General features: G+C 48.8%; 26 protein-coding genes. 11 read left to right on the top strand and 15 right to left on the bottom strand.

All coding sequences use genetic code 11. The features are described 5' to 3' along the window. Positions 1 to 121 precede the first annotated feature (121 nt). The 4 genes from CWM47_RS21695 (at position 122) to CWM47_RS21680 (ending at position 3,493) form a co-directional block, all read left to right on the top strand. The gene (locus tag CWM47_RS21695) at positions 122 to 1,156 is read left to right on the top strand and encodes an ArdC family protein (RefSeq protein WP_100990287.1); all 1,035 of its coding nucleotides are present in this window, start codon (positions 122 to 124) and stop codon (positions 1,154 to 1,156) included. A gap of 206 nt (positions 1,157 to 1,362) precedes the next feature. After that, positions 1,363 to 2,250, top strand: a complete 888-nt coding sequence (locus tag CWM47_RS21690; RefSeq protein ID WP_100990286.1) for a hypothetical protein — start codon at positions 1,363 to 1,365, stop codon at positions 2,248 to 2,250. 193 nt (positions 2,251 to 2,443) lie between these two features. Then, positions 2,444 to 2,944, top strand: a complete 501-nt coding sequence (locus CWM47_RS21685; RefSeq protein WP_100990285.1) for a hypothetical protein — start codon at positions 2,444 to 2,446, stop codon at positions 2,942 to 2,944. A 210-nt stretch (positions 2,945 to 3,154) separates the two neighbouring features. Then, a complete protein-coding gene (locus tag CWM47_RS21680) occupies positions 3,155 to 3,493 on the top strand; it encodes a hypothetical protein (protein ID WP_100990284.1) in 339 nt (112 codons plus the stop codon). Between the two features lie 114 nt (positions 3,494 to 3,607). Here the strand turns inward: CWM47_RS21680 and CWM47_RS21675 are convergent, their stop codons facing one another. After that, on the bottom strand, positions 3,608 to 4,600 hold the full coding sequence (locus tag CWM47_RS21675; protein WP_100990283.1) for a pentapeptide repeat-containing protein: 993 nt from the start codon (positions 4,598 to 4,600) through the stop codon (positions 3,608 to 3,610). A gap of 109 nt (positions 4,601 to 4,709) precedes the next feature. Further along, a complete protein-coding gene (locus tag CWM47_RS38240) occupies positions 4,710 to 4,850 on the bottom strand; it encodes a hypothetical protein (RefSeq protein WP_157816037.1) in 141 nt (46 codons plus the stop codon). A 133-nt stretch (positions 4,851 to 4,983) separates the two neighbouring features. Here CWM47_RS38240 and CWM47_RS21670 point away from each other — a divergent pair, with 133 nt between their 5' ends. From CWM47_RS21670 to CWM47_RS21635, 7 genes are all read left to right on the top strand, one after another. Then, a complete protein-coding gene (locus CWM47_RS21670) occupies positions 4,984 to 5,361 on the top strand; it encodes a single-stranded DNA-binding protein (protein ID WP_100990282.1) in 378 nt (125 codons plus the stop codon). A 346-nt stretch (positions 5,362 to 5,707) separates the two neighbouring features. Continuing rightward, complete coding sequence (locus CWM47_RS21665; protein WP_100990281.1) at positions 5,708 to 6,409, top strand: hypothetical protein; 702 nt, start codon at positions 5,708 to 5,710, stop codon at positions 6,407 to 6,409. Positions 6,410 to 6,714: 305 nt separating this feature from the next. Further along, complete coding sequence (locus tag CWM47_RS21660) at positions 6,715 to 7,212, top strand: hypothetical protein (RefSeq protein ID WP_100990280.1); 498 nt, start codon at positions 6,715 to 6,717, stop codon at positions 7,210 to 7,212. Between the two features lie 308 nt (positions 7,213 to 7,520). Further along, positions 7,521 to 8,582: a hypothetical protein gene (locus CWM47_RS21655; RefSeq protein ID WP_100990279.1), complete on the top strand. Its 1,062-nt coding sequence runs from the start codon at positions 7,521 to 7,523 to the stop codon at positions 8,580 to 8,582. A 409-nt stretch (positions 8,583 to 8,991) separates the two neighbouring features. After that, a complete protein-coding gene (locus tag CWM47_RS21650; RefSeq protein WP_100990278.1) occupies positions 8,992 to 9,408 on the top strand; it encodes a hypothetical protein in 417 nt (138 codons plus the stop codon). 80 nt (positions 9,409 to 9,488) lie between these two features. Beyond that, complete coding sequence (locus CWM47_RS21645) at positions 9,489 to 9,857, top strand: hypothetical protein (RefSeq protein ID WP_100990277.1); 369 nt, start codon at positions 9,489 to 9,491, stop codon at positions 9,855 to 9,857. Positions 9,858 to 10,458: 601 nt separating this feature from the next. Further along, positions 10,459 to 10,932, top strand: a complete 474-nt coding sequence (locus tag CWM47_RS21635; protein ID WP_157816036.1) for a hypothetical protein — start codon at positions 10,459 to 10,461, stop codon at positions 10,930 to 10,932. Positions 10,933 to 10,991: 59 nt separating this feature from the next. Here CWM47_RS21635 and CWM47_RS21630 read toward each other — a convergent pair whose 3' ends face one another. The 13 genes from CWM47_RS21630 to CWM47_RS21570 all read right to left on the bottom strand — a co-directional run bounded on the left by CWM47_RS21630 (position 10,992) and on the right by CWM47_RS21570 (position 22,918). Further along, a complete protein-coding gene (locus CWM47_RS21630) occupies positions 10,992 to 11,408 on the bottom strand; it encodes a TraQ conjugal transfer family protein (RefSeq protein WP_100990274.1) in 417 nt (138 codons plus the stop codon). Positions 11,409 to 11,419: 11 nt separating this feature from the next. Next, a complete protein-coding gene (locus CWM47_RS21625; RefSeq protein ID WP_100990273.1) occupies positions 11,420 to 12,019 on the bottom strand; it encodes a conjugal transfer protein TraO in 600 nt (199 codons plus the stop codon). A 5-nt stretch (positions 12,020 to 12,024) separates the two neighbouring features. After that, the gene (gene traN, locus CWM47_RS39340; RefSeq protein ID WP_240625387.1) at positions 12,025 to 13,428 is read right to left on the bottom strand and encodes a conjugative transposon protein TraN; all 1,404 of its coding nucleotides are present in this window, start codon (positions 13,426 to 13,428) and stop codon (positions 12,025 to 12,027) included. A gap of 62 nt (positions 13,429 to 13,490) precedes the next feature. Further along, positions 13,491 to 14,924 (bottom strand): conjugative transposon protein TraM, encoded by a 1,434-nt coding sequence (traM, locus tag CWM47_RS21615; protein ID WP_100990272.1) that lies wholly within the window; start codon positions 14,922 to 14,924, stop codon positions 13,491 to 13,493. A gap of 21 nt (positions 14,925 to 14,945) precedes the next feature. Continuing rightward, positions 14,946 to 15,413: a hypothetical protein gene (locus CWM47_RS21610; protein ID WP_100990271.1), complete on the bottom strand. Its 468-nt coding sequence runs from the start codon at positions 15,411 to 15,413 to the stop codon at positions 14,946 to 14,948. After that, entirely contained in the window at positions 15,410 to 16,054 is a 645-nt protein-coding gene (traK, locus tag CWM47_RS21605; RefSeq protein WP_100990270.1) for a conjugative transposon protein TraK, read from the bottom strand. The genes CWM47_RS21610 and traK overlap by 4 nt, the downstream gene beginning before the upstream one ends. Positions 16,055 to 16,082: 28 nt before the next feature. Beyond that, the gene (locus CWM47_RS21600) at positions 16,083 to 17,129 is read right to left on the bottom strand and encodes a hypothetical protein (protein ID WP_100990269.1); all 1,047 of its coding nucleotides are present in this window, start codon (positions 17,127 to 17,129) and stop codon (positions 16,083 to 16,085) included. Positions 17,130 to 17,180: 51 nt separating this feature from the next. Then, on the bottom strand, positions 17,181 to 18,197 hold the full coding sequence (locus CWM47_RS21595; RefSeq protein WP_100990268.1) for a hypothetical protein: 1,017 nt from the start codon (positions 18,195 to 18,197) through the stop codon (positions 17,181 to 17,183). 30 nt (positions 18,198 to 18,227) lie between these two features. Beyond that, positions 18,228 to 19,226, bottom strand: a complete 999-nt coding sequence (locus CWM47_RS21590) for a hypothetical protein (RefSeq protein WP_100990267.1) — start codon at positions 19,224 to 19,226, stop codon at positions 18,228 to 18,230. A 52-nt stretch (positions 19,227 to 19,278) separates the two neighbouring features. Beyond that, entirely contained in the window at positions 19,279 to 21,786 is a 2,508-nt protein-coding gene (locus CWM47_RS21585) for a TraG family conjugative transposon ATPase (RefSeq protein WP_100990266.1), read from the bottom strand. A gap of 3 nt (positions 21,787 to 21,789) precedes the next feature. Then, positions 21,790 to 22,152 (bottom strand): DUF4133 domain-containing protein, encoded by a 363-nt coding sequence (locus CWM47_RS21580; protein WP_100990265.1) that lies wholly within the window; start codon positions 22,150 to 22,152, stop codon positions 21,790 to 21,792. Between the two features lie 8 nt (positions 22,153 to 22,160). Beyond that, complete coding sequence (locus CWM47_RS21575; protein WP_100990264.1) at positions 22,161 to 22,472, bottom strand: DUF4134 family protein; 312 nt, start codon at positions 22,470 to 22,472, stop codon at positions 22,161 to 22,163. Between the two features lie 110 nt (positions 22,473 to 22,582). After that, complete coding sequence (locus CWM47_RS21570) at positions 22,583 to 22,918, bottom strand: DUF4134 family protein (protein ID WP_100990263.1); 336 nt, start codon at positions 22,916 to 22,918, stop codon at positions 22,583 to 22,585. Positions 22,919 to 22,951: the final 33 nt, after the last annotated feature.

Below are 22,951 nucleotides of genomic sequence, written 5' to 3'. Positions count from 1 at the left end.
ATTTTTTATAACAGGGAAAAAGGTAACTCATAGAAAATTCATCAGTCGTTCATTGTCAGCGTATTAGAAGGGATTGGGGGGTAAATTTAGGCTACAAACAAAGAGCAAAAACCCCTTTATCATGACAACGCTATCAAAAAAAACGGCCAAAAAATCCAACGTAGGAAAACGTACTCAAAATTATGTCCCACCTACTTCGTTGATCGCCACGGACGATACGAAGGGCGGGAAGATGGCCCGGCCTGGCATGGCTTTTTTATATGATAAAATTACCCAAACAATTATTTCTCAATTAGAAAAAGGAGTCATCCCGTGGAAAGCGCAGTACAAGAAGAATGGGTATGGTTTTCCGCAAAATTACTGCTCGAAACGGCCTTATACGTCTATTAATATGTTGCTGCTGGCTCTGCTTCCGTACGAGAAACCGTATTACTTAACCCTAAAGCAAATTAACCAACTGGGCGGACGAGTCAGAAAGGGCGAAAAAGGGCATATTGTTACGTTCTGGAAATTCCCTAACGAAGACAAAAAAGCGGCCTTATTAGCCGAAGGAAAAAGCGCAGCGCCATTATTCCGGTTTTACTACGTCTGGAATATTGACCAGACAGACGGGATTGATGTCAAACTGCCCGATTTGGACGCGCTGGTTGAAACCAACCGACAACTACAAATCAATGAATTGCAGGAGATTGTCGACCGGATGAGCCGGGACGGTATTCAGATTTCCCATACGTGCCCCGGCACTCCTTGCTATCTACCCCGCAGAGATTCCATTGTCCTACCAACCATCAGCGAGTTCAGGACACCCGAAAATTATTACAAAACGATGTTCCATGAACTTGTTCACGCTACGGGTCACCCTAAGCGGTTAAACCGGGAGTCGATAGCCGCCTATGTGGCAAACCGCGAGCCGAATGCATTAGCTTACGCATTTGAAGAACTGATTGCTGAATTAGGTACGTCATTTTTATTGAATGCTTTGGGCGTTGATTTTAGTGAGCGTGACGATTTGCTGGAAAATGCCGCGGCTTATATCGACCATTACAGCAAGCTGTTGTCCAGCGATCGAACGATCATCGTGAAGGCCGCTTCTAAAGCGCAGGCCGCAGCCGAATACATTTTTGATCAACGCTCGTTGCCTGATGACGAAGAATAATGAGATTGCCCGCAGGCCGGCGGGATGGTTTTTACTTCACCTTTTCATTCGTATCGAGATTGTAAAAAGAGAGTGACCGAAAAAAAAATACTTTGCTAAATCCAAAGCCGCTACCCAAGAGCTTACTCGTGCATGTGAGATATTCATTTATATTTGTGTGAAGTAAGATGACCGAAAAAAAACAACTAAAAGCTTGCGTTTAACTCATGATCAGAAACGTATTCCTGCTTATTGGGTTGGCTAGCCCACTGATGGCCAGGCAGCCAACACCCCCGGCCGCACCCTCGATTGCCACGCTCAACCCCGCTGTCCAGACAACAACGCCCGATGCGGTTCAGCGTGAATTGGATGCCCAAAAGCTCAAGTTACGGATGCCCATCGGGGCCTCATCGGCCTCTTTTGATCTATCGGACTCGGCCCGACGGACTATGATCAATTCACCGTCTGTATTACGGTTTTCGGATCAGATTCAACTCACCCGACAAGATTCGATAACCATGCGGGGGCTCATGGATCTTCCTATCGCTTCACTCAGCGAAGTAGTGTCAAAGATGGACTTTTATACCCAGGTTCGTTTTGTTCGCTTTGGCCTTCTCCAGATTAACGGTCAGCCCCAGGACGCTCGTCTGTACGCCAGTAAGCTTTACATTCTGACGGATGAAATCTTTCCCCGCAAAGCGATACAAGATAGCTTAGCGATTGAATCAGCGCTGGCCAACCAACGCTCGAAGATCCAGCAAAGCACGGACAAGACGCCAAAGGTTGCATCTATTAAAGAACAACCCACTCCTACCAGCAGCTCCTCCTGGTTACCAACACTGCTTTTCTTGGCCCTAGCTGGGGCTGGCGGGTACTACTGGCTAGTTGTTCGGCCCCAATCGAAAAAAACAAATAAAGCCATCCGCGCATTTTCTGAGCAGGAATCAAATTTGGAAGCGACTGACTTAATTCACAACCCCAACCCAGTCGACACCGAACCCGATGGCCGGGAAGACCTGCTCAATGATTCCTACACCCATCCCCATTCGGATGAATCATCTGCTGAGGACTTGTCAGAGACTTCCACTACGCAGGTTGAACCCAGTCATACCTGACAATGTAAACATTTGGATAATCAACAGAAGGGGGCCACGGTCCTCTTTTTTGTTTATGTACATAAATAACGGGGGAAAAAAAGAAGAGAAACGCGAGCCTGCTTTATTGGCAGATCGGCGAAAAATAGTTATATTACTATCAGTAAATCAGACAGTTAACTAATTTTCTTGCCTCAATAAATCTCCCTCGATTATGAATTCAGGTTACCCCCCCGTTACGGATGCAACCCAGGCGCATCATAACTTTCTTCAATTTCTATTGTACCGTCAGGCTTTCGTTGAGCAGCGTCATCCTCATTTGTGGGAAAACTTATATCGTGGCTATAAGGACGCAAATTTACCCATGCTCAAAGCGGGTTTCGAGCAAAAGAGCCATCAGTTAGGTGGTGTTTATGACGTACTGGCTAGTCAACCAAATCTGCTGACAGAGTTAAACTTTAAGACCCTGGAACTGGAAACCATATTGCCGCCTGAAATGCGGAGCTTTCATCTGGATACCATAAAACGGGCCATCAAGCTTCAGGCTGAACACACGATCGATTGGTCAACCAAAGAATATGACTACACGATTACCCTGAAGCTCCAGGAGGGTTTTTATAAGGGATGGGTGCATCAGTACTGGTCGGGTACCTGTAATGGAAATGTCTGGTTAATAATCAACCCCATGACGGCAATTTTTTACCTGGTCTCGTAACAAATGCCAGAAGACTAAAACTGCCCTCTTGCGCCCTTGTGCGATTTAGGGGCAGATCATACACTTCACTTATTCAGAGCCATATGCTGGCTCAGTATAACAGGGGATAAATCAGCCGCAAGCAGTTCATCAATTCGTTGTTACCTAGAGAGACATGGCCGCAAAGGTGTATTTTTATATAAGATCAATTCGGTAAATGAGCTTAAAACGATGAACACTGCGCAAGCCACTGATGTAACGGCAAATCTGGAATTAGCAAATCCTGAAATCATGGAGATGCATTCACTGATTACAAAAATGGGATTTATTATGATGGGGGCAACTCACATCCGATTCAGTAATCAGCAGTATTTACTAACCTGGTCAATGGGGTCAGGGGCTAAGTGTGTAGCCATAAATATGTTTTACCGACCCGGTTTGGATCTGTATACGCTTGACTTTGTTAAATCCCATAGCGATCCGGCAAGAACCGTTCGGATGGACCGGGTTTATGGGGAGGAGGTAATAGGGGTGATTGAACGGGAAACCGGGTTTTACCTTCGTTTGTAATGAAATGGTTGTAGAGGGGTAGACCAGGGCAATCGCTGTGCGTTTGCCCTGTTTTGTTGGTCCTGACTACTTCACCTCCTCATCGCTAAGTAAGTCAACCACACCGGCCGGCCACTAAAGCGAGACCCATTTGTAGAGCAGGTTAGCCAGGGGATGAGAATGGGGCCGCTCACCGGTTTGAATCGAGCGCAGAAATTGCCAGATAACCCATTCGGTACTGCCGTGTACGTTTTGCCAGCCCGCACCAACCCGGTAGCCAAGGCACCGGGTTAGAAAATCGCTTAAGCTCTCGGCCGATCCGGCCTGCCAATGACCCGCCTCAAGAGCCGCAAGCCATACTGGTTTTAGCCCTGGAAAAGCCCAAACCAGGTGCTGTATACGCTGACGTATCGGTTTTAAATTTGCCTTCTCCAATACGGCGACCGAAATAGAAATTCCCCGCAGGTATGTTCCCCGGATATCGCAACCCGTAAGATCAGCATACCGCAGGTCACAGCCCGAGAGATCAGACCCTTTTAAACTGGCATGGCGTAATTGGCACCCCGATAAGTCGCTCATTTGTAGTTGACAATCCAGAAAATGGGCTTTCTCCAGGTTCGATCTACGAAAGCTGACCGATTGGAAATTAGACTCCGTAACCCTAACCCCCGTTAACTGACAGTCAGCCAGCTGGCTGCCGTGCCAATCGGCCTGAGATGCCACCAGATCCGTCAGCGTCGATCCCCGTAGATCAGCCCATAAACGACCCGCCGTGACAAGTGCCTTAGGCAATGTGGCACACGTTATATCCATACGCCTGTTGCCAACCAAGTGAACGTGGACCAATCTGAGCCCCGGCAGCTGCAGGCCTGCCAGCACCCGGCCTTGACAAAAGGCCGTCTCCAGTAGGAAGCGACGACGCGCCTGTTCCGATACGGATCGATTACGCCGGCTAGGTAAAGAAATCAATACATCACCCCGATCATTTCGTAAGTCTATCTGACCCGATTCTTGATCGGGCCGGTCAGCATCATCGGCGGTAAACCGGCTATGATTTGTGCCTGACAATTCATACCGAATGAGTTGCGGCTGTTGTGCAAATAAGTCTAGTTGGCTAACAAGCGACATTTGAACTAGGATTGGTAGCAGTAATTACAAGATAACGTCATATCGACTGAATTGACCGAAAAAAAAACAAAAAGAACTTTATGAACATTTGTTAGTGAATTATTTATCTTTATGTCAGGAAATAACTGACGGAAAATGAAGGTGTTAACTCAGTGACATAGCCGTTAGCGTTCAGGGCAAAACCACCATAAAGCGGCATATACCCCATCTTACCAATAAGTGAAATTAAAACCACCGCAAGGGGCGGCATATAACAGGGAAGAAAATGTTTTGTTGGTTATTAAGTTACTGACATTCAAATTAATAGCTAAAATAAATAGAGGTTATCTTTATAGTGTTAAATCAGTTAATCATCGCCTAACCAGGCACAAACCGGTAAAGCCATGTCAATGTTCGGGTTGAACAAATTCGTAGGTATTGGTCACGTTGGATCAACAAGGGTTTTTAATGACGCGCAGAGTCAGCCATTAACGGCAATCTCTATCGGGCTGGATGACAGCTACAAGACAAAGGATACGCAGGAGCTGGTTTCTAAAACCATCTGGGTAGAATGCGTAGTCAAAGGTGATCGCACGGAAACCTATAGCAAGGGGCGATTGATGCTGGTGGAAGGTAAAGTGACAGCGGAAGCCTACACGGATAAAGAAGGTAAGCCATCCGCCAGCATTAAAATTAAGAATGCAAGGGTAAAAGTTCTGGATAAAAAATCGGTTAGTCAGGAGTTAGAAGAAGAATTTATTGATGATGAGTATTCGTCTTGAACAAAAAAAGCTGACGTAGTATGAACGGTTCGTGTCCCACTCACGAACCGTTTTTTTTGGGACATGGATGTTGAAAGCCGTTGGCAACAAAGCTAAATGCCACCGCACATCACTTTACCTTCTCATCACCTGCGGTGCCATTGGATTCGATAGTGTGGCCCCCCTAACCCCCTACGGGGGAATTATTACAGGGAAAAGAGCGACGGATAGCTTGTGGTATAACTATCTGTTAAACAGCAATTTAAGGGGTGCGGGTGGTATCTTTAGTAAGGTAAAATAAATCATCCATCGCCGGTAGGCACAAACGCGGCGGCCGGTCCGCCGGCGCGGTACCGCCCCAAAAACCATGTTTAAACTTGTAGAACCCCAACGCTCGCAGGTCGTAAATTTTTTTAAAGGAATGGGTCTGGTATTCGCCACATTCTTATTGTACTGGATTGCTACCCTGCTGTTTTGCTCTACTTGTTATGGGCAGGACACAGCGGCTACCACTCCGGCCAAACCATCAGGGCTTAAGCCTTCTTACTTAAATCCGTACGCGCTGGGTATGAATACGCAGTCAATGGGTTTAAAAGCATTCTTTGATGCCGTCGAGCGCATTAATAAGCCGGATAGCTGCCTCACAAAAAAGGCAGTCGGCAAAGTTGGTCTTGGACTGGCCGTGCAAACGAATAGTACCGTGTTCGTTAATGCGACCGCTAAAACCAACTGGGGCGGGTATGTAACACTACTCGCAGGCCGTCGAAAGAACGAACTGTATGTAGGGGCGCAGGGCCAGTACAAAGCTAACCCCTCCCTATTAGCCGGGATCGGATTTGTCGCCCGACCCCATATTTTCATCGGTGGCCTGGCCGGAGCTTCCTTCTATCAGGAAGTGACCATTGCGGATAACCAGCCCACCCGCTACGCGCAGCTTCTGCAAGCGGGTAAACTCAAGCCCGTATTGCTGTATGGTGTTCAAGTCTCAGCCGAATTACGGCACGTGTGGGTATCCGTGAATCTGTTGAGCGGGAGCGGGATTGGAATAGGAGCGACCTACTTTTTTTGAGTCATTACCCAAACCAGCTCCAAGGGCCGGTCTGGGTAAACTGGTTTCACCTCACTTCACCACTTCATCCCGCAGGGGCCATAACAGGGGGAAAGGCTACAGGGACATTCTGCACGTATACTGGCCTATTTCCTACTTGAAAAGTCGAATGAGTATCTTAGTACAGGGTTAGTAATCAATTAGTTATTTAAAATTTAAGTCCAATAACTTGGACAATAATTCATCGTTCTTACCCGATTACCAGCGAATTAGCCTTAACGTTTGACCCGATACATGAAGTCATTACGACAAACCATTAGTCAATTATGGAGACGACATCAATTGGTATTCGACCCGGCTTTTTGCCCGAAGGAACGTATTGGCCCTGCCCGGAAGGAATTACGGTTCAGCGCATCAACATGCTTACTCAGGAAGTCGGTAAGCACATCCTGCCCTGTACACTAGAACAGTTTGAAGAAGGGCGAAGGAAAGCCCGTCAGGGTGATCTAATGCAGGATGCTTTTCCGTTCCTGACACCGCCAGATCGTGAGTTTTTGATTTCAGGAATCCCCCCGCTGCAATGGGCTGAATTGTTTCCATTACCGCTTACCTTTTCGCAGTCATCGGTCGAACAGATCCTGGCCGAATTACGGCCCGTCATGGATGAGCTGTTTGGCGGAACGGCCAGCAGACCGCTTGCTTTGGACCGTCTGCTTGAGGAAGTCGGCCGGGATTTTGAACCACTTCTGGACGATGATCAAACGAAGCTTCAGCATTGGGTCCAGGGATGGGCTTTACAGCAGGGATTAATACTCGCTGAGTAAGCACAGGGCGAAGGCCCTGAACGGTTTACTTCACTTTTTCAGCCTGCCTCACTTAGCCACACCTGCATAAGGCAGCTACGAAAAGTCTGACTTGCCAGCCAGCAGCGTTTGTACAAAATTTTGGACAAAATCATTGGCTGAAACGATCGCATTGCTTGACTTTATATACGCCCAAAAAGAGGCATAACAGGGAAGGAAGCTACAGATAATCAATTAGTTACCTGTTGATTATGCGGGTTGGCAATGCGCCCCTGGTTATCTTTAGATAAGCAAAATTCTCAATTACAAACCCCTTATTACTGACGATCATGGCAAAAGCAAAGGTACTTTCCCAAACCGACGATTGGAATCAGATCGCATTTCCCGTTCAGTTACAGGAGTTTTCAGCCCTCATGCCGGGTTACGATTCCGTCGCTCGGGATCGGCAAAAATTTATTGTTGGCAGGCCGCCCCAGGCCACCAAGCCAGTAATTTTTGGCTTACAGGGTAAGAATTATTCCCTCTTCCCAAATCAGTTAATTCGCGATGTAGCCGGTCGGGTTCTGGGACGGCATACCCTGCAAGCATCGTATTCGGACCAGGGTGAGTTTTCGCTGACCTTAACCTTGCCTGAAGAACGGTTTGAGGTAGTTTCCCCCAAGCGGCCGGGCAGTCAGCCCTCAACAACGCCCGATACATTGCAAAAAGCGATTATTATCACCAATTCGTATTCGGGTAAGAGCCCATTTACCATTCAGGGGAAAGTCCTCTCAACGCAACGTAGTATTGACACAACCGAAATTGCCCCGCGCATGCGCATCAGTTATTACCGACTGGTCTGTGGGAATGGATTGATGGGATGGGCGGACGAGTTTATGAGCTTAGACGAGTACGTTCAATGGCTTGCCGAGGGGCAGCCAACTCGTCATACCAATGTTCGGGAAACGAAAACATTTTTTGAACCGGCGCGTATCGAAACGACCGAACACGTCGAGGTGGGGCAAGAAACAACACTGGCTTACAGCCGAATCCGTCATACCGGATTTACCGAAGCCGATTTCGAAAAGACGCTCAGCGGAATGTTTAATGAATTCGTTTCGGCTCAGGATTCCCTGACGGCTCAGATGTATACCCGGCTGGCTGAACATACGATCAAGCGGCAGCGGGCGGAGAGCTACCTGAAAGGAGTGAAGGTGCCAAAGAAACTGGTACAACTGGCCCTTGAACGAATGGACGAGGAGGCTGGCAGGTTAGCCGCCAAGCCAAATTTATGGCTATTGTATAATGGGCTGAATCACGCGTTATTTCATCAGCCAACATCCTTAACCATAAATCAACGCTACGACCTGGATGGAAGCCTTTTTCATCAGTTAAACCAGGCAGTTCTTTAAAGTACAATGGCTGAAAAATAATTCTAACAGGGGCGGGAAGAGGGTTTATCAACCTTCTCCCGCCCCTCATAACTAACCATTTATCCCCCGTAAAAAACGGCCAGATTGTGACTCTCCGTTTAGTGGCCTTCCTTACCTGCAACAGACCTTCTGAGAGGGCTAGTCGTTTTGTAGTCATCCACGTCTGAGCTGGATTGGGGTCTAATGGGAAACAAACGGGGACTGCCCACTGGGAACATAAAACAGCGCTAACGTATACCAGTATACGTATAGTGCTTGTCTGGACCGGACAACTACTGGATGAAACCATCACGGACAATCTTCTCAAGTTTTACGCCGAAGCTTTATGCGGGTACTGACATCTGTTTAGAATGAATTTGGTATCTTTATCCAGTAGTAATCGCAAGTAATGAATACGACACCGCAAACCTTTCCCCTTGTAACAGTCCCCGTCGGGAATTGGCCTTTGCGGTGCATCTACACGCATTTACCCGTAACGGCTGGTCAGCTCGTAGCCTTAGGCCCACTTGGTTATATCAGCCTGGCACCGCTTCGGCGGACCGCCGTGGCGCATCAGACGGACGGTCAGCAGCAGGCGGCTAATGAAGTGGCCTATCTGATCGCTGTGTTCCAGGCGTATGAGCAACGGCAAGGCTGGCTGCCCCAAGCCGGGTCGGTCCTGACTCAGTTAGCGGAAAACCTGCTTGCGGCCCTGCTCCAAACTGTCCCGCCAGGACAGACCCGGTATCTTCACCAGTTGTTGCAAGCGACGGACTTAAAACCATGGCTTAACGCGCTTAACGCGTTACCTGACAATCCCGACTAATAAGGGCTGTTATTTGGCTGATCAGCCGGAGAGGTAACGACGCTAACGGAGGAATTTAACTGATTACGAACTTAATTACCATGGATGCGACCCATTTGTTGATTGTTGAGCGCTTTGATCGTAATGATCGGTCAGAGGGGACTCACTATCTGATGTTCACTAATCGGAAAATGGCTGAGGATTTCGCCAGAAGTATTGCAACAGATCATTATGAATGTGGCCTACTACCAGATGAAGGAAACTTTGAGACGCAACAATTAAAAGGCGATATTCTGAGGTATGAAGACGAATTTACAATAAGTTGGACCATGCAGCCAAAAGAGCCTGGGGGTTCCATTGGTGATAGTTATAATTTGACCGTGCAGCCTGTAAAAGCACATTCACCGGAAATGAGATTAGACTTCTGGAATCAACTATACCTAAACTTTTCACGATCGGACGTCGATTAACAGCCATCGGTAATCAATTAATTAGAACCACTGCAATCTCTGTTGCCAAAGCCATTTAGCGGGGACAAGCGATACGAACGCTCGCTTAATCCTGGAGAGACTACTGGGAAGATATGGTAGCGCTAGGGGCAAAATAACGCGCTTAAATTTTGAGAATTCTTTAATAGACAGTACCTTTCGCTTATTAATAACGGAAGATGTGCCCGTTGTTATTACAATGGCCATGTTTGTCATTTTTTTAGTTGGATTCCTGGTTGGCACGTATGTAATCGCCCTTATCGCGAAGTTTATCGGGAGAGCCTTGAAGCCTACTCTGCCTTCGCTGGAGGCCCCTGTGCGTAAAGTCGTCGTTCGTCGCCGTACGATTCAGGTAGGGTCCGGGGACGATTCACGGGATCAGAACGTACTGCCAAATTCATATAATCAACCTGCGTCCCAGGCAAAGCCTCGGCCCAAGGTAGTTGCCTCAAGCCTAGCCGGATAACTGCGCCGGCAGACTGGACAAACCGCTGCCCTATTGACAACGTAATCGAATTGCCCGCCTGTCGGGTTTAAAGTTTTTTACACGGCCAGGCCAGGAATGGCCCGGCTTTTTTTTACCATGCAACTTTCTCTCGAAGCTCTTCTCGAACAATATCAGGCAATCCAGCAACTGTTACTAGTGAAGCTGCAAGGAAAACGGTTTTCCCATGTACAGCCTTTTTGGGCTGATTCCCAGGCCTCCTATTACAATAAACGCGGCGGGCGACGACCGTTTACCTTCAATAATGTTATTGATCTCTTGCGGGGCTTACACATGGAGGACGAGCTCGCCGTGGTTTTACTTCTGGCGGACTGCCGGGCGTATATCTGGAAGCAGCTCCAGGCGATGCCTCCCGGTATGATTAAAAGCTTACCAATCGATGAGCCGCTCATCACCCAGTTACTGTTGGTTCGCGTTCGGGAGGAAACCAGCTGGGAACTGGGCGATTTACAGTTTCTACTGCTGGTACTTACCCAGTTGCAGGGTCAGGTTCAATATTTGCTGGATCTGCCATCTCATTTGATCAAGCACCAAAGCAAGCCGTCTATGTAAGGCCTGAGTCCACAAAAAAGCCGCAGGATCGATCCTGCGGCTTTTTTATTGTAAATGGTTTACTTGGCGGAGGTATAACTAACTTCGACCGTTTGTAAATCACCCGACTGATTTTTAACGTAAAATAAAAGCTTGGGCTGGCCAACCGAATCACACCGAACCGCAATCCAGGGAGACAGATCATTTATTGAGAGCCACTCGCCCTGAGCAGCCAACTGCCTGCCTATTTTAACCGCTACGGGGAGGCTTGAGTCGGTGTTCTGAAAACTGACCCGGTAGGAAGTTGCCGAGAGATAAGGGCTGGGATTGATGAGTAAGCGAAATTCAACGGTATCTTTTGCTTGCACCAGCGCGGGCGTGTTGGTAGTCGACACGCTGAACGGAGTCTGGGTCTGCAAGCCAAGATCATCACTCATGCAGCTTCCCAGCAGAAGGCCCGTCGCCATGACGATAAGGTAAACTAATTTGTTTTTCATGATTTGGCCGGTTAAAACGAGTCGAAGGTGAAACGAAGTCCCAGTTGAGCCTGGGTATGCAGGCGGTTAAGATCACTCACGGCATACCATCGTTCGGTAATCCCACCAATCAACGAGATTCGATCGGTCAAAAACACTTCGGCTTCCAAGCCGATAGTCCCTCCAAACGTAAAATGACTCTGGGCACCGATGAAACCAATGGGTAGGTCGTGCTGGTCCTGATTGACAATCTCCAGGCCAGTAAATAGGCCAAGTACGGGGGAGATGTAAAAGGTCCTTCGGTAATCGTGAAGCGATATTGGCGCGTAGTCGATGCCTAGGGTATGCCGCTCGCTTATCACCTGGACACCCAGTGGTTGATAGAATTTACGGTCGTATTGATAGCCAATTTTCCAGTAATGTTCCGAACGGGTGTAGCGAACGAAATCAGTTCGCACCAGACTTCCCTGCTGATTAGCCCGCAGGTTAATCCCCCTTGGAAAGCGGTCCATAATCCCTCCCTGCAGGGAAAAGGCGTACTGACCTTTGCGATGGCGCTGGCCGAAACTGCTGTGGCTCAGTAACTCGAAAGCCAGTAGCAGGGCGAATGGAAGAAAACGAAGTAGTCTCATGTGAATTAAAGTTTTCCGGAGTTCATGATGTCCTCGTTATTCATCAAAAAGGTGAGGGCTCTTCCTCCACCCGCTTCATTGATCTGCACCAGAATCCGTTTGTTATCGGGAATGGTAAATTTCTGGAAAGCGAGAACCTGTTCCATTTTTTGGTGTCCCGGTATGACCCGGATGCCATTATTGTGCACGTAAAAAGGAACGATTTCGGTTTCCTGGAACGTCGTTCGTTTCGCAATGGTCTTGTCTACGATAAAAAAGCGCATGTAGTCAATATCGTAATTGATGTTTGACTTATTTTTCAATTGTAATTTGACGTACATGACGTTGTCTTTCACGTAAAAGCCACGAATGGTGGCCTCCATCAGATTTTCTGATACGCCTAGGTGACGAATCGTCCGCCGTTTGTGATTCACCTGATCGCAGTTATACACTACTTCCGAAGCGGAGGCCCGAATCCCCGAAAACTGAATAACGCCATCTTTGGCATTGAGGCCATTGATGAATTCTTCAGAATCCTCCCGCGATCCACCCACGCGGGCGGGGCCCTCCAAAGCCATTGTGTTCATGGTCAGGTTGAGCGCCAACAAGGCGGGTTGCTCGTTATAGTTGGCCACGAATGAATAGAATTTCCCATCGGTGGTAATGACGCTAAAATTCGTTTCGTTAAAACCCACTTTACTGGCTTTTACCTTCAACACGTTCTCCACGTCGGACGCTTTATCGGCAATAATATCGCGCGACCCCAGATCGACTGATTTAATCGGCGTTGGGAAAATAATGGATATCGTCTTGTTATAGGGCAACTCCGTATAATACGATTTGACAACATTATAGTCTCGGATCGGTATGGCGGGTACCCGCAGGGCGTGCGCGTTATTATTGACAATGGTCATCTCGGCGAGAGGTGTATCATCAATCTGGCTGGCCGGAACGGCCTGATCATCGCTCTCCGGAACGGGAGAGTGCGCCGACACGGATTTTGTATCCGATCTCGAAGGGGCCGCTATAAATCGTTTTTCGCTCGAGCTTGGCACTACTTTAGGCGCGCCAAACGAGGGTAACGTATCAGGCTTCACCAGCTTTGCGCCAGTTTGCTCGGTAGTCACTTGCCGGAAGCCTGCCGGCATCGGTTTAACGGAAGGCGTTGCCCCGGCCACAGTGGCTGGCTTTCTGACCGGCGCTGTGGCCGTCGAGGCTGAAGGGCTTGTCAATAGACCCCGGCTGGGCAGGGCAGCCGTGAACGTATGGCGAAACGGGCGTCCAGTAGCGTAGGCTACGGTAGCTGGTTGACCAGGAGCGGAGGCAGGCCGGTTAGTTCCTGCTGATTGAGCTGAAGCTCCGATGGTTACCAACAGGCTGATACCGGTGAAGTAAATCAGGCCAACAGGTCGAAAAAAATAAGCGTTCATAAAAAGTTTGGCGAATAAAGGTTAAACAAGGCTGGCCTTCAGGGACCAGCGTCCGGCAGGATTTACTGTTCCTTCATAATATTTTGAAGCATCTGTAACTGCATTTGCTTTTCGGTTATCGGACTAGAGACCGGCATAATTGGTGAGTTGCCTAGTGTACCGACAGAACCAGTACCCCCTTGTTCGGTGCGGTCGACAGTACGCAGCAGTACGAAGTAATTGTTCTTAAGATAGGCCCGCTGCATTTGCGCTTTCCGGGCGAGACCTTGCTTTACGCCTTGGGTTATTTGCTGACCCGCCTGTAGTCCGGCTGATGCCAGAACGGCGCTCGGCGATGAATTGACGTAAAGCCCACCCCCCAGGCCACCGCCACCGCCACTTTGCGCAACCTGCGCGGCCGTCTGTTTGGCCAGATCCAGATTCGTCATATTCGGCACGTAGAGGCCCGCCATGCCATCCATATCGTACACCTGGATATTGGTTGGAAATAAACGATTCTGATACTGAATGGATCGAATCAATAAATTGATGCGTTGACCAGCGAACTGTCCCATACCATATAAAAGGGTATTGGCGGGTATAACGATACCCCGAATATAAAGCGGTTCGAGCAGACGGATTTTGATGCGCGATCCCATACTACTGATTTCCTGGTCGCCGTAAACCATCGCCCGAATGGTACCTACTTCAGCGTCCAATAACCGCTGCTGGGCTTTACGGGCATCTTCCGTGTACAAACCAAAAAAAGAATTGCGCCCGGTATAATCACGGCCGGTCAACGAAGTGATCGGGACAGCCATCCGCCCCTCCTCATCGGTAACTACTTTAAGCGCTTTTGTTTTGTCCTGTTCCCGGGCTTCGCGCGTCGCCTTATCCTGTTTATACTCGGTTAACAGCCGTTCCAGCTTCGCCTGCTTATCGAGTGCCATCTGCAACTTCGCTTTTTTATCGGCCTGTTCTTTAGCCTGCTGGGACGAGGTGGTGGGGGAATCGTCATCGTCCAGACGGCTATCGGATTCCGCCAGCGGAAATGAAGAGGAGCCGCGGCTACCCGATGACCGGTGATTGACAACATCGGGAAATGCGCCCGCACTGGACTGACTTCGCCGGGATGGTCGATTGGGTTCGTAGACAGTTGAATCCAAGTGACTCATTGACCGGCCCGATGGGGTTTTGTAACGGCTCCCGTATACGTATTCATTCGCGTCCGGAATCCCCTGCATGTTCGATGCCTGTGGATTCTCACCCGGTGTGGATGCACCCACTGCGGCTTCCGTCTGTAAATCCAGCTTGTTGGTTTTGCTCAGGGACGTATCGGTTTTGGCCGAGGGTACCCGGGTGTTGATTACCGAGGGTGCCTGCGGGGGCGCTTCTTTCTCGGGAGAAGAGGAAACAACCCACAGAAAAGCCCCAACCAGGACTAAAAACACAGGGATACTCCACAGAAATCGTTTGTCCCCGAATAAATCTTTTAGTGATCGTTTTTGCGTTTCCATTGTTGATTAGAAAGGTAAATATTAGTTCTTATTCGGTTGAGGGAGCTGATCCGGGCCGCGGCGGGTCACCCCAGACCGGGTCACGCCAGACCGGGCTTCCAAGTAGTCGGCTTTATGGGTCGAATCACTGGACGATCCCCGTCGGGATTTTGATTGACTTACATTGGTTTCAGTGGCGAGTTGGCCAACGGCTGGTACCAAAGCGGAGAGCGGGGGCAGTTGATAAAACAGGTAGAGCAACCGAATGAGCCAGAAAAGTCCAATCAGGCCGAAAAACAGCAGCACTTGCCGACGACGCTGGCTAACTGAGGTTTGGCTTTCCCAGGTTCGGATTCGAAGCGTAAGCCACCCGGTCACCCAATTGGTCGCCTGGTGGTAGGAGTTGTTTAGTTTTCCCATCCATAGACTTGACAGCCACCGGGGCTGAGGAGCTAAAGCGGTATCGGGTTCAAACGAATGCCCGTTACGGCGACGGAGCGGCTGTCTCATTGGTTGCGGGTGATGGTCTGGATATCGGAATTATCCAGCGGGTGAAACCGCTCAATCATAAAGCCATGCGGATTGCGATCGGTCCGCTGAACGTCGATCAGAAACCCTTCTACATCCAGATTACGGTAGGTAACCGTCGATTCCCGAACGAGTAGTTGTTTGCCTTTAGCTCGGAAATAATAAGGGCTTTGCGTCATATTTACCTGAATTGACTCCGGATCAATCTCGATCTTTTGGTGTACGTTGCCCTGTACTAAGTCTGAATAGTATCCTTTTTCGGTGAAATCCTTGTGAAGCCTGACGACGGATTCATCCCCCAGGTACGAAGCTTCTTCAATGGTCTTACGGATCTGCTGATTGTCGGGCTCCAGGTCAAAAAATAGCCGTAGGAAAGTACGGACATGGTCTTTAGCCTCAGCACTCCGGTTTACGTTGTGATCCTGAGCCAGCGCCAGCATGATACTTTTACCGTTTTCCATGACGTATACCCGGGAACGCGACTTCTCGGTGATATCGAACGCCCACCAGGCAATGCCGCTGGCCAGCAGGAGCGTACCCAAAATGACCGCAAACATGACGGTGCGAATCATCTTGAACGAGGTTTCAATGTTGTGTAATGATCTGAAATGAGGAGCTTCCATAAACTTTTAGTAAGGAATAAGTGAATAATTAAATCCTATTGAGCGTAGGCAGTTTGCTGTTCCATTCGCGGATTCGCTCGAACCCACCCGAAACACTGCGACCCGCACCCCGGGCGACGCCACCGCCAACGCCACCGACGCCACCCAGAACGCCACCGCCCGCCTTAGCTCCGCCCAGCGTCTTGCTGATGGCTTGGTCGGCTCCGCTGGATTCAACCACCCAACTGGCGGCCATCGGCACTGTCAGGTACGCCACTGTTCCAATGAGGTAAAAAATAACCATGGTAAAATCATCGAGGGTAAAGGTGCTATCGGTAGAAGCCGCTAATTGCTGCAGATCTTTACGCAGCATCATCACGTGAATGCTTTCCAGCATACCCGATAAAATATTGGTAATTGGTATCCACATCAGCATGTTGATCACGCGGGTACACCAGGCGGCCAGACCGGAATAAAACCATTCGAACGTGGCCAGCCCAAACGTAATTGGACCGGTGATGAGCAAAACCACGATGAAGAAGCTGACTAAAAATTTAAGGCATAAAAAGGCAAAGAGATAAAGGACTTCGCCTAATGTCGTCATGAGCTGGTCGACAACATTCTGGACCGAATAACTCATCATATCGGCTCCAAATTGGGTGGCGCTATCCGCATCAAACATCGCCTTCAATATCTCCATCCAGCTTTCTTCCCCGTCATGATCTGAATCGATGAGGCCAAGCGTTTTTTGTCGTTTGGCTGCTACGGCTGTCTTTTTCTGCTTGGTTAGGTTATCGACCAGCGTTTTTTGGCTGTCGATAAAGGGTTGGGTCATTTCATTAAGCGCTCCGCTTAAGGAGGTAACGCCGTTCACAATACCACCATAGCTCATCAAACAGATCGCCAGCGCTACCGGGCGAAACAGCGGTACAATGTCGATTTCTTCATTGCGGGCTAAATGACCCCATACCCGCGTGAACACGTAACAAAGCGCACCTAAACCGCCAATGGCTTGGGCCAGACCAATAAACCAGCTGTATTGCGTAAGCAATTGGCTAACTAACGTGTCGAGTTGTTGAACAACTGAATCTTGCATAGGAATTGAAAAAAAAGGTGATCAGTTGGGCTTAGCGCCCGCTTGGGTTACTTATTTTTTTGGTAGCGGCATATAGGTATCCTTACCGCCCAATGCGTCGGTCAATTGCTTACGCTGATCTTTTCGCATACTGCCCTGTATGTGTTGATTAACTTTCTTGTTGATACCCTGTAGATTACGTACCCGTTCTCGCATACGGTCGAGTATCGCCCGCTTCATCACCATCCGGTCATAATGAGAATAAGCCACCATTTCATTTTCTTCCATGGCATCATTGTCATATTCCTTGTTAGAAATGGTCTTGAGTAGTTCCTTATATTTTTTTGCATCGTCCATCACGACGGCATCGGAGACAAACGCGTGCCAACCATGTTCTACCTTGTTGCCCGGCGCGTTTGGATCGATTTCCGGATAAAGCCACTTCAGTTTGCTGTGGGTATCCTCATCCTTAAATCCATCCATTACCACCACGTGTTCGCCCCAGAGTTTATCGTATTCGCTCTCCGACAAGTGATCGGCCACCGAATTTTTAAGTTCAGGTAAGCTTTTCCACTTAGCGTTCATCCGGGCATAATTGACTTTGAAATCCTGATACTTGGTTTTCAATTGCTTATTGAGTGAATTCCTCGACAGGACCTTCACCCGATCGATAGCTTTCGCTAGATTTTCGTCCTTTTTCTTCTGATACGCAGAGATGATCTTCTCGGCCATTGAGCCAATGGGCATCATATCGGCGAACATCTTGACGAGTTCGTCCTTGAGCTTATCAATTAAAAGATCGGTGAGCTCTACCTGGTAATCCTGTAAGCCACTCATGATCTCACCGCCTCGTACGCGCAGGATGTTATCGACCTTGGTTTGAACGTCGAGCGAGGAGCCCCAGTCAGTATGCACGTACATAGGATCGGGCAGATCGTTGATCGTGTTGCCCGTCCCCGGCGTTGGATTACTGGGATCATACACCTGAGCGCGAACCGGCGATACCCATAAGCTTAGGAGAAAGAAGCCAAGCCAGAAGTAGCTCAGGCTACTGGTTGGGCCGGAACCGTGTCGTTTTGGAATACGCATGATAGTAGAGAATTAGCGATGTGTACTGATTTATTTAATTCGGCGAACCCGCGGACTACCATCGTTACCACCCGTGTCTGCGGGGCCAATCAAATCATCCAGCGTATTATCCCGCTGGGCATCTTTCATCCGATAGACGAAGACGGCTTTGACTTTAGCCTTCACCGATTGAGCCCGTTTTTCGCGGTCGAGAATACGCTTATATGCCTCATCCAACGTCCGAATTCGGTCTGCTTCGGCCATGTAAGCCGTGGAGGATGAATGATTCGTGGCGAACTTGACTTCATTGACGATATCACTCATATCCGATAGTCCACCAATGAGGGCTTGTAACTGGGATTGCTCACTGGCCGTAAACACCTTGTTGCTGGCCATTGAATTGATCTGTTTGATGGTATACTCAACCGCCTGCGCGTGTTCTTTCAAATGCAGCGTTTTATAGTAATCGCCGAAGCCGGCACTTAACTCGGTATTGCCCTTCTGCTCAGCGAAATCGACTTTTAACTGTTGGTAGTCTATCTTCTGTTGCTTTGTGTAAGCATCTTTCATTAACTTTTTGAGGGCCTCGACGCTTCGGATCGGGGAGGCTCCGAGCAAACTCTGAAGTTGGCTCATCAGCCAGCCTTCCAGCGCATCGGTTAATCCCTGAAGAATCTGGTCTTCATACTCACCAATCAGATTTTCGACTTCCGATTTTACCTTATCGGCATACGTAGTAACCTTTTGGCCAACGAACGAACCAAAGCTGCTTGATCCACTCGAACCATCATCACCAAGATGCTCGCCAAGTGGATCAACACTGGGAACATTTCCCGGGGTCATACTCAGCGAACCAGGTTTACTTGGGTCGTAGGAGGGGGGCCAGGTTGACGGATCGTTGGGGTTGAAGGATGGGTCGGTTGCAGGATTCCATGATCCCGTTGTTGAAACGGGGTCCGTTGTTTGGCCAAACGCAGGCAGGTAACCCGAAACCGGGCCCAGCAAGACTAGCCCTAGCCCCAGAAGCCCGTGCATGAGTAAGTGTTTCATAGGAGATTGGATGTTGTGAACTGATTAGACTTGATTGATGCAGTCGGCCAGCTTACCCATGCTGTTCCCGATAGGAGCGGATACCTAAATCGTAATTACCCCCGTTCTCCGCTACCAGCTTTTTGACGGCCTCTTTTTCACTCTGTTCGGTGGTGAACGCCAGGTATTCCTCGACGGACACTTCCAATCCATAAACCAGGCTGATTTGGCCCGCGAAGCTCACAAAGAACTCTTTGTATTTTCGGGTTGCATTCAGATCGCGATTAACCGAGAGGGCCAGATTCTTTTCCTGATCGGTCAGCGCCAGAAACTTCTTTACTTCTTCAAACCGGTTTTTATACTTCTTCTGATCCATCAAAATGCGGGTGTCCGCATTATTAATAATCGAGTCCTTGACGATCTTATTTCCCAGGATATCATCGATGTCCTGGGTCACAATCCAGGCTTCCCCAAAATGCTTACGAACCGTCTTATATAAGTACTTTATGTATTCAGCCATCTTCTCTTTCATAATGGCTTTCCACGCTTCCTCAATAAGGATAATTTTACGAATGCCTTTGAGCGTACGCATTTTCGTAATAAATGTATCCATGATGATGATGGTGACCACGGGAAACAGAATGGCGTTGTCTTTGATATTATCGAGTTCGAAGACAATGAATCGTTCATTGGTCAGATCAAGATTATCCTCTGAGTTTAGCAGGTAATCATATTCCCCACCCCGGTAAAAGGGTTCCATAACGACAAGGAAGGCGTCATAATCAAACATTTTAGCGGTAATACCCCGGCTATCAAGTGCCTTTTTGAAGTCCTCTTTGAGGAACTCAAAAAAGGAGTTGAACGAGGGGAAAATCTCCGGGTTGAACTCCAGATGGGAAAAGTACCCATTGACGGCGAGTGACAAGGCGGTCTCTTCCAGCCGGCTCAGGTTTTCTTCTTCTTTTTTCCAAAGTGAAAGCAGCAAGGCCTTAATAGACTCCAATTTCTCAATGTCCGGTCTGGCACGCCCTTCTATGAAAAAGGGGTTGAACGTAATGGGTGCTTCCGATTTATACGTTAGATACTTTCCGCCTAACATCGAGCATAGCCCTTCGTAGGAGTCACCAACGTCGACGATCACCATATGGGCTCCCTGAATAAAATAGGACCGCAGGAAATGGTTGGTCAAAAAGCTTTTGCCCGATCCGGAAGGACCCAGGATGAATTTATTCCGGTTTGTGATCCAGCCTCGCTTCATGGGTGCGTCCGAAAAATCAACATACAGCGGTTTGCCCGATAGCCGATCGGTTACCCGAATGCCCACGCTTGAATACGAGTTTGGCGAGACGGACTCCTCATTTAACAAGCAAAGCGCCTGGGGCGTAAATGTCCAGAACTTATCTTCATCTGGTAGGTCGGCAGCATTGCCTGGAATTCCGGCCCAGAACATGGATAAGCTGTCATTCGTCGAATTTTCCCGGGGCCGTACCCCCATCTTGGCAATTGCCGCGTTGGTTTTGTTACGCAGTTGTGGCAGATCCGCTTTATCATTTGTCCACACCAGCAAGTTGTAGTGTGCTCTTACGGGCGGGTAACCAGTGTCGGCCGCGTAATGCAGGTAATCGTTTATTTTGGCTGCATTACTGGCATTGGCTTTTGTAAAGGACGCCAAAGCGGTCATTTGGGTAGCCCGCGCTTCCAGTTGCGGAAAGATTTCGTTACGATCCTCTTTAAAAATATATTGGTTATACACGTGGTTGACCCCCAGCATTAAACTGACGGGAGCGGCAAAGCCTACCGATACCGTTGAATTCTCCGTGGACAAGGCACTCACCGCGTTATGGGTATACACGGTATCCGGTAAGTCTTCAATATCTGAAAGGGAGAAATATTTAACAATCTTATCGCCAATCATCAGATCCTCTCCGCGACGTATATCACACAGCGGTACCACATCCGCTTCAGCCTCCAGACTCATGTAGCGTTCGAGAATGCCCGCCTTATCGCCCTTCTGGTAGATTTCTTCACCCGCCAGTCGACGCATGCTCACGTTGCGCGTTGAATTAATGATCGAGACGAACTGTTCAATGGCTGAATAGAACTCTGACAGCTTGATCGGGTCTGAAATCTCCTTTGACAGAAACCGACCGGACACCAGGCTGGTCTGCATGGTTGACACGGCCCGTTTGGAAGTTTTCGTGAGGTATAAATAGCAGCGGTGGTTGAGGTAGGGTCTCTCGTGAAAATGCCGGGCCGATGCTTTATCCAGAAATGTATTCCGAAACCCTCCTTCCTCTACCCGCGTCGGGTCATAGGTATCAACCGTGAAAAAGTCCTGTTTATGAAAAATAGAGTGTTCTGGTAAAACGGAGAGTGCTTTGCCCCACGTTTCATTTAACTCCCGGAAATCACCCGTTTCAACCCGATATTCACCTTCCGTGACGTGCGCGGAAAGCGTGTAAATTTCAGGTAAGGTAATTTCAAAGCAGACGGTAATATCGCCCGTCTTAGAAATGATACAGTCATTCTCAATTGACCGCAGTGGCCAATACTTCATTAAGTCTTCTGTGCGTTGGGCCATGATTTAGTTGCGTTTTAGTTTAAATCGATCCCAGGTTGACGTTTTCACCTCTCGCTTGATCAGCATATCCCGGAAAGGCCGGGTGCTGCGCACCTGAATGACGGTTGGATACCGATTCCGCGCATTGAATTTGTCTAGTCCACGTTCGCCATGCTTTTTACTGTAGGAGGCCAGCGTATTGTAGCCTAGAAAAACCAAGACGAACATGACGCCATAGGCATACACGGCGGGTACGCCGATTAGCATCGCGATGGTAGCCACCACCATACCGCCAACCGTACCACCCGCCAGGTAGATCAAATAATTCATGCCCCGAATACCGAGTACCTCGGGCGGGCGATCAACACCTTTATTGATTTGATACATGGTGCGTGTTAGCGGAAAAGGAGGTCAAAGAAATAAGGGAAGTACAGGCAGAACAGACAGGCAAATATCCAGGCGAATATGGATCGGTACATGTCCGGATCAGCCATCTGAAATTTGTTATAAACCTTTACCGAGCCGATCATCGCGCAGATCATTGCCACTGTTCTACCCAGAATCTTCATGGCCTTATAAGCACCTGATATCTGATACGTAGCTTTGGCTACGGCTGTCGGAGGAGCACCACCCGCCCAGACATCGGAACAAGTCAGTAAGAGCAGGGACAAAAGAACCAGCGGGAAAATCCAAGGCCTAGTCAACATGAGGGTACCATTAAGAAGTGTAAGGATGCTTGTTGGAGTCAGCTTTAAACGCCGAACCCCACCGTCAGGCAGGGTTCGGCGATTGTGACCTAGGTAATTGGTAAGCCATATCAACCTGGAGTAAAAACCGCACCCAGTATAACGACGACCAGTCCGGCAAAAATCAAGGCACCAAACCAGGAAGCAGCGGCTTTTCGGGTATCAGGATCACCATTGGACCATTTCCCGTATACCGACGCAGCACCGACCAGACCGATGATCGCCATGACGGTGAACATTAACTTTTGTACCGTTGGCCACATGGCCCGAATGCCCGTATTGGCTTGTTCCAAACCAGCTGCAGCCGTGGCCGTTCCACCCGCCATGGCATACGCGCCAATGCTCAGGAGCGCGCAGGTGATCACCAGAGTTCGGGTATTCCACCCTCTTACAAGAAGTTTTTTCATAAGACTATGAAAGGTTTGATTCAATGGAGATAG

This window comes from Spirosoma pollinicola, from assembly GCF_002831565.1.
Lineage (GTDB): Bacteria > Bacteroidota > Bacteroidia > Cytophagales > Spirosomataceae > Spirosoma > Spirosoma pollinicola.
Note: the sequence above shows the minus strand (reverse complement) of the source record. Positions and strands in the feature narration are given on the sequence as shown.

Bases quoted from the DNA above. Each gene is read 5' to 3' on its own strand.
- CWM47_RS21585 (WP_100990266.1), bottom strand. From the start codon at position 21,786: ATGGCCCAACGCACAGAAGACTTAATGAAGTATTGGCCACTGCGGTCA.
- CWM47_RS21690 (WP_100990286.1), top strand. From the start codon at position 1,363: ATGATCAGAAACGTATTCCTGCTTATTGGGTTGGCTAGCCCACTGATG.
- CWM47_RS21655 (WP_100990279.1), top strand. From the start codon at position 7,521: ATGGCAAAAGCAAAGGTACTTTCCCAAACCGACGATTGGAATCAGATC.
- CWM47_RS21610 (WP_100990271.1), bottom strand. From the start codon at position 15,413: ATGAGACAGCCGCTCCGTCGCCGTAACGGGCATTCGTTTGAACCCGAT.
- CWM47_RS21670 (WP_100990282.1), top strand. From the start codon at position 4,984: ATGTCAATGTTCGGGTTGAACAAATTCGTAGGTATTGGTCACGTTGGA.
- CWM47_RS21580 (WP_100990265.1), bottom strand. From the start codon at position 22,152: ATGTATCAAATCAATAAAGGTGTTGATCGCCCGCCCGAGGTACTCGGT.
- CWM47_RS21665 (WP_100990281.1), top strand. From the start codon at position 5,708: ATGTTTAAACTTGTAGAACCCCAACGCTCGCAGGTCGTAAATTTTTTT.
- CWM47_RS21645 (WP_100990277.1), top strand. From the start codon at position 9,489: ATGGATGCGACCCATTTGTTGATTGTTGAGCGCTTTGATCGTAATGAT.
- CWM47_RS21625 (WP_100990273.1), bottom strand. From the start codon at position 12,019: ATGAGACTACTTCGTTTTCTTCCATTCGCCCTGCTACTGGCTTTCGAG.
- CWM47_RS21600 (WP_100990269.1), bottom strand. From the start codon at position 17,129: ATGCAAGATTCAGTTGTTCAACAACTCGACACGTTAGTTAGCCAATTG.
- CWM47_RS21570 (WP_100990263.1), bottom strand. From the start codon at position 22,918: ATGAAAAAACTTCTTGTAAGAGGGTGGAATACCCGAACTCTGGTGATC.
- traK (WP_100990270.1), bottom strand. From the start codon at position 16,054: ATGGAAGCTCCTCATTTCAGATCATTACACAACATTGAAACCTCGTTC.
- CWM47_RS21630 (WP_100990274.1), bottom strand. From the start codon at position 11,408: ATGAAAAACAAATTAGTTTACCTTATCGTCATGGCGACGGGCCTTCTG.
- CWM47_RS21590 (WP_100990267.1), bottom strand. From the start codon at position 19,226: ATGAAACACTTACTCATGCACGGGCTTCTGGGGCTAGGGCTAGTCTTG.
- CWM47_RS21675 (WP_100990283.1), bottom strand. From the start codon at position 4,600: ATGTCGCTTGTTAGCCAACTAGACTTATTTGCACAACAGCCGCAACTC.
- CWM47_RS38240 (WP_157816037.1), bottom strand. From the start codon at position 4,850: ATGCCGCCCCTTGCGGTGGTTTTAATTTCACTTATTGGTAAGATGGGG.
- CWM47_RS21635 (WP_157816036.1), top strand. From the start codon at position 10,459: ATGCAACTTTCTCTCGAAGCTCTTCTCGAACAATATCAGGCAATCCAG.
- CWM47_RS21685 (WP_100990285.1), top strand. From the start codon at position 2,444: ATGAATTCAGGTTACCCCCCCGTTACGGATGCAACCCAGGCGCATCAT.
- CWM47_RS21695 (WP_100990287.1), top strand. From the start codon at position 122: ATGACAACGCTATCAAAAAAAACGGCCAAAAAATCCAACGTAGGAAAA.
- CWM47_RS21650 (WP_100990278.1), top strand. From the start codon at position 8,992: ATGAATACGACACCGCAAACCTTTCCCCTTGTAACAGTCCCCGTCGGG.
- CWM47_RS21595 (WP_100990268.1), bottom strand. From the start codon at position 18,197: ATGCGTATTCCAAAACGACACGGTTCCGGCCCAACCAGTAGCCTGAGC.
- CWM47_RS21575 (WP_100990264.1), bottom strand. From the start codon at position 22,472: ATGTTGACTAGGCCTTGGATTTTCCCGCTGGTTCTTTTGTCCCTGCTC.
- traN (WP_240625387.1), bottom strand. From the start codon at position 13,428: ATGAACGCTTATTTTTTTCGACCTGTTGGCCTGATTTACTTCACCGGT.
- CWM47_RS21680 (WP_100990284.1), top strand. From the start codon at position 3,155: ATGAACACTGCGCAAGCCACTGATGTAACGGCAAATCTGGAATTAGCA.
- CWM47_RS21660 (WP_100990280.1), top strand. From the start codon at position 6,715: ATGGAGACGACATCAATTGGTATTCGACCCGGCTTTTTGCCCGAAGGA.
- traM (WP_100990272.1), bottom strand. From the start codon at position 14,924: ATGGAAACGCAAAAACGATCACTAAAAGATTTATTCGGGGACAAACGA.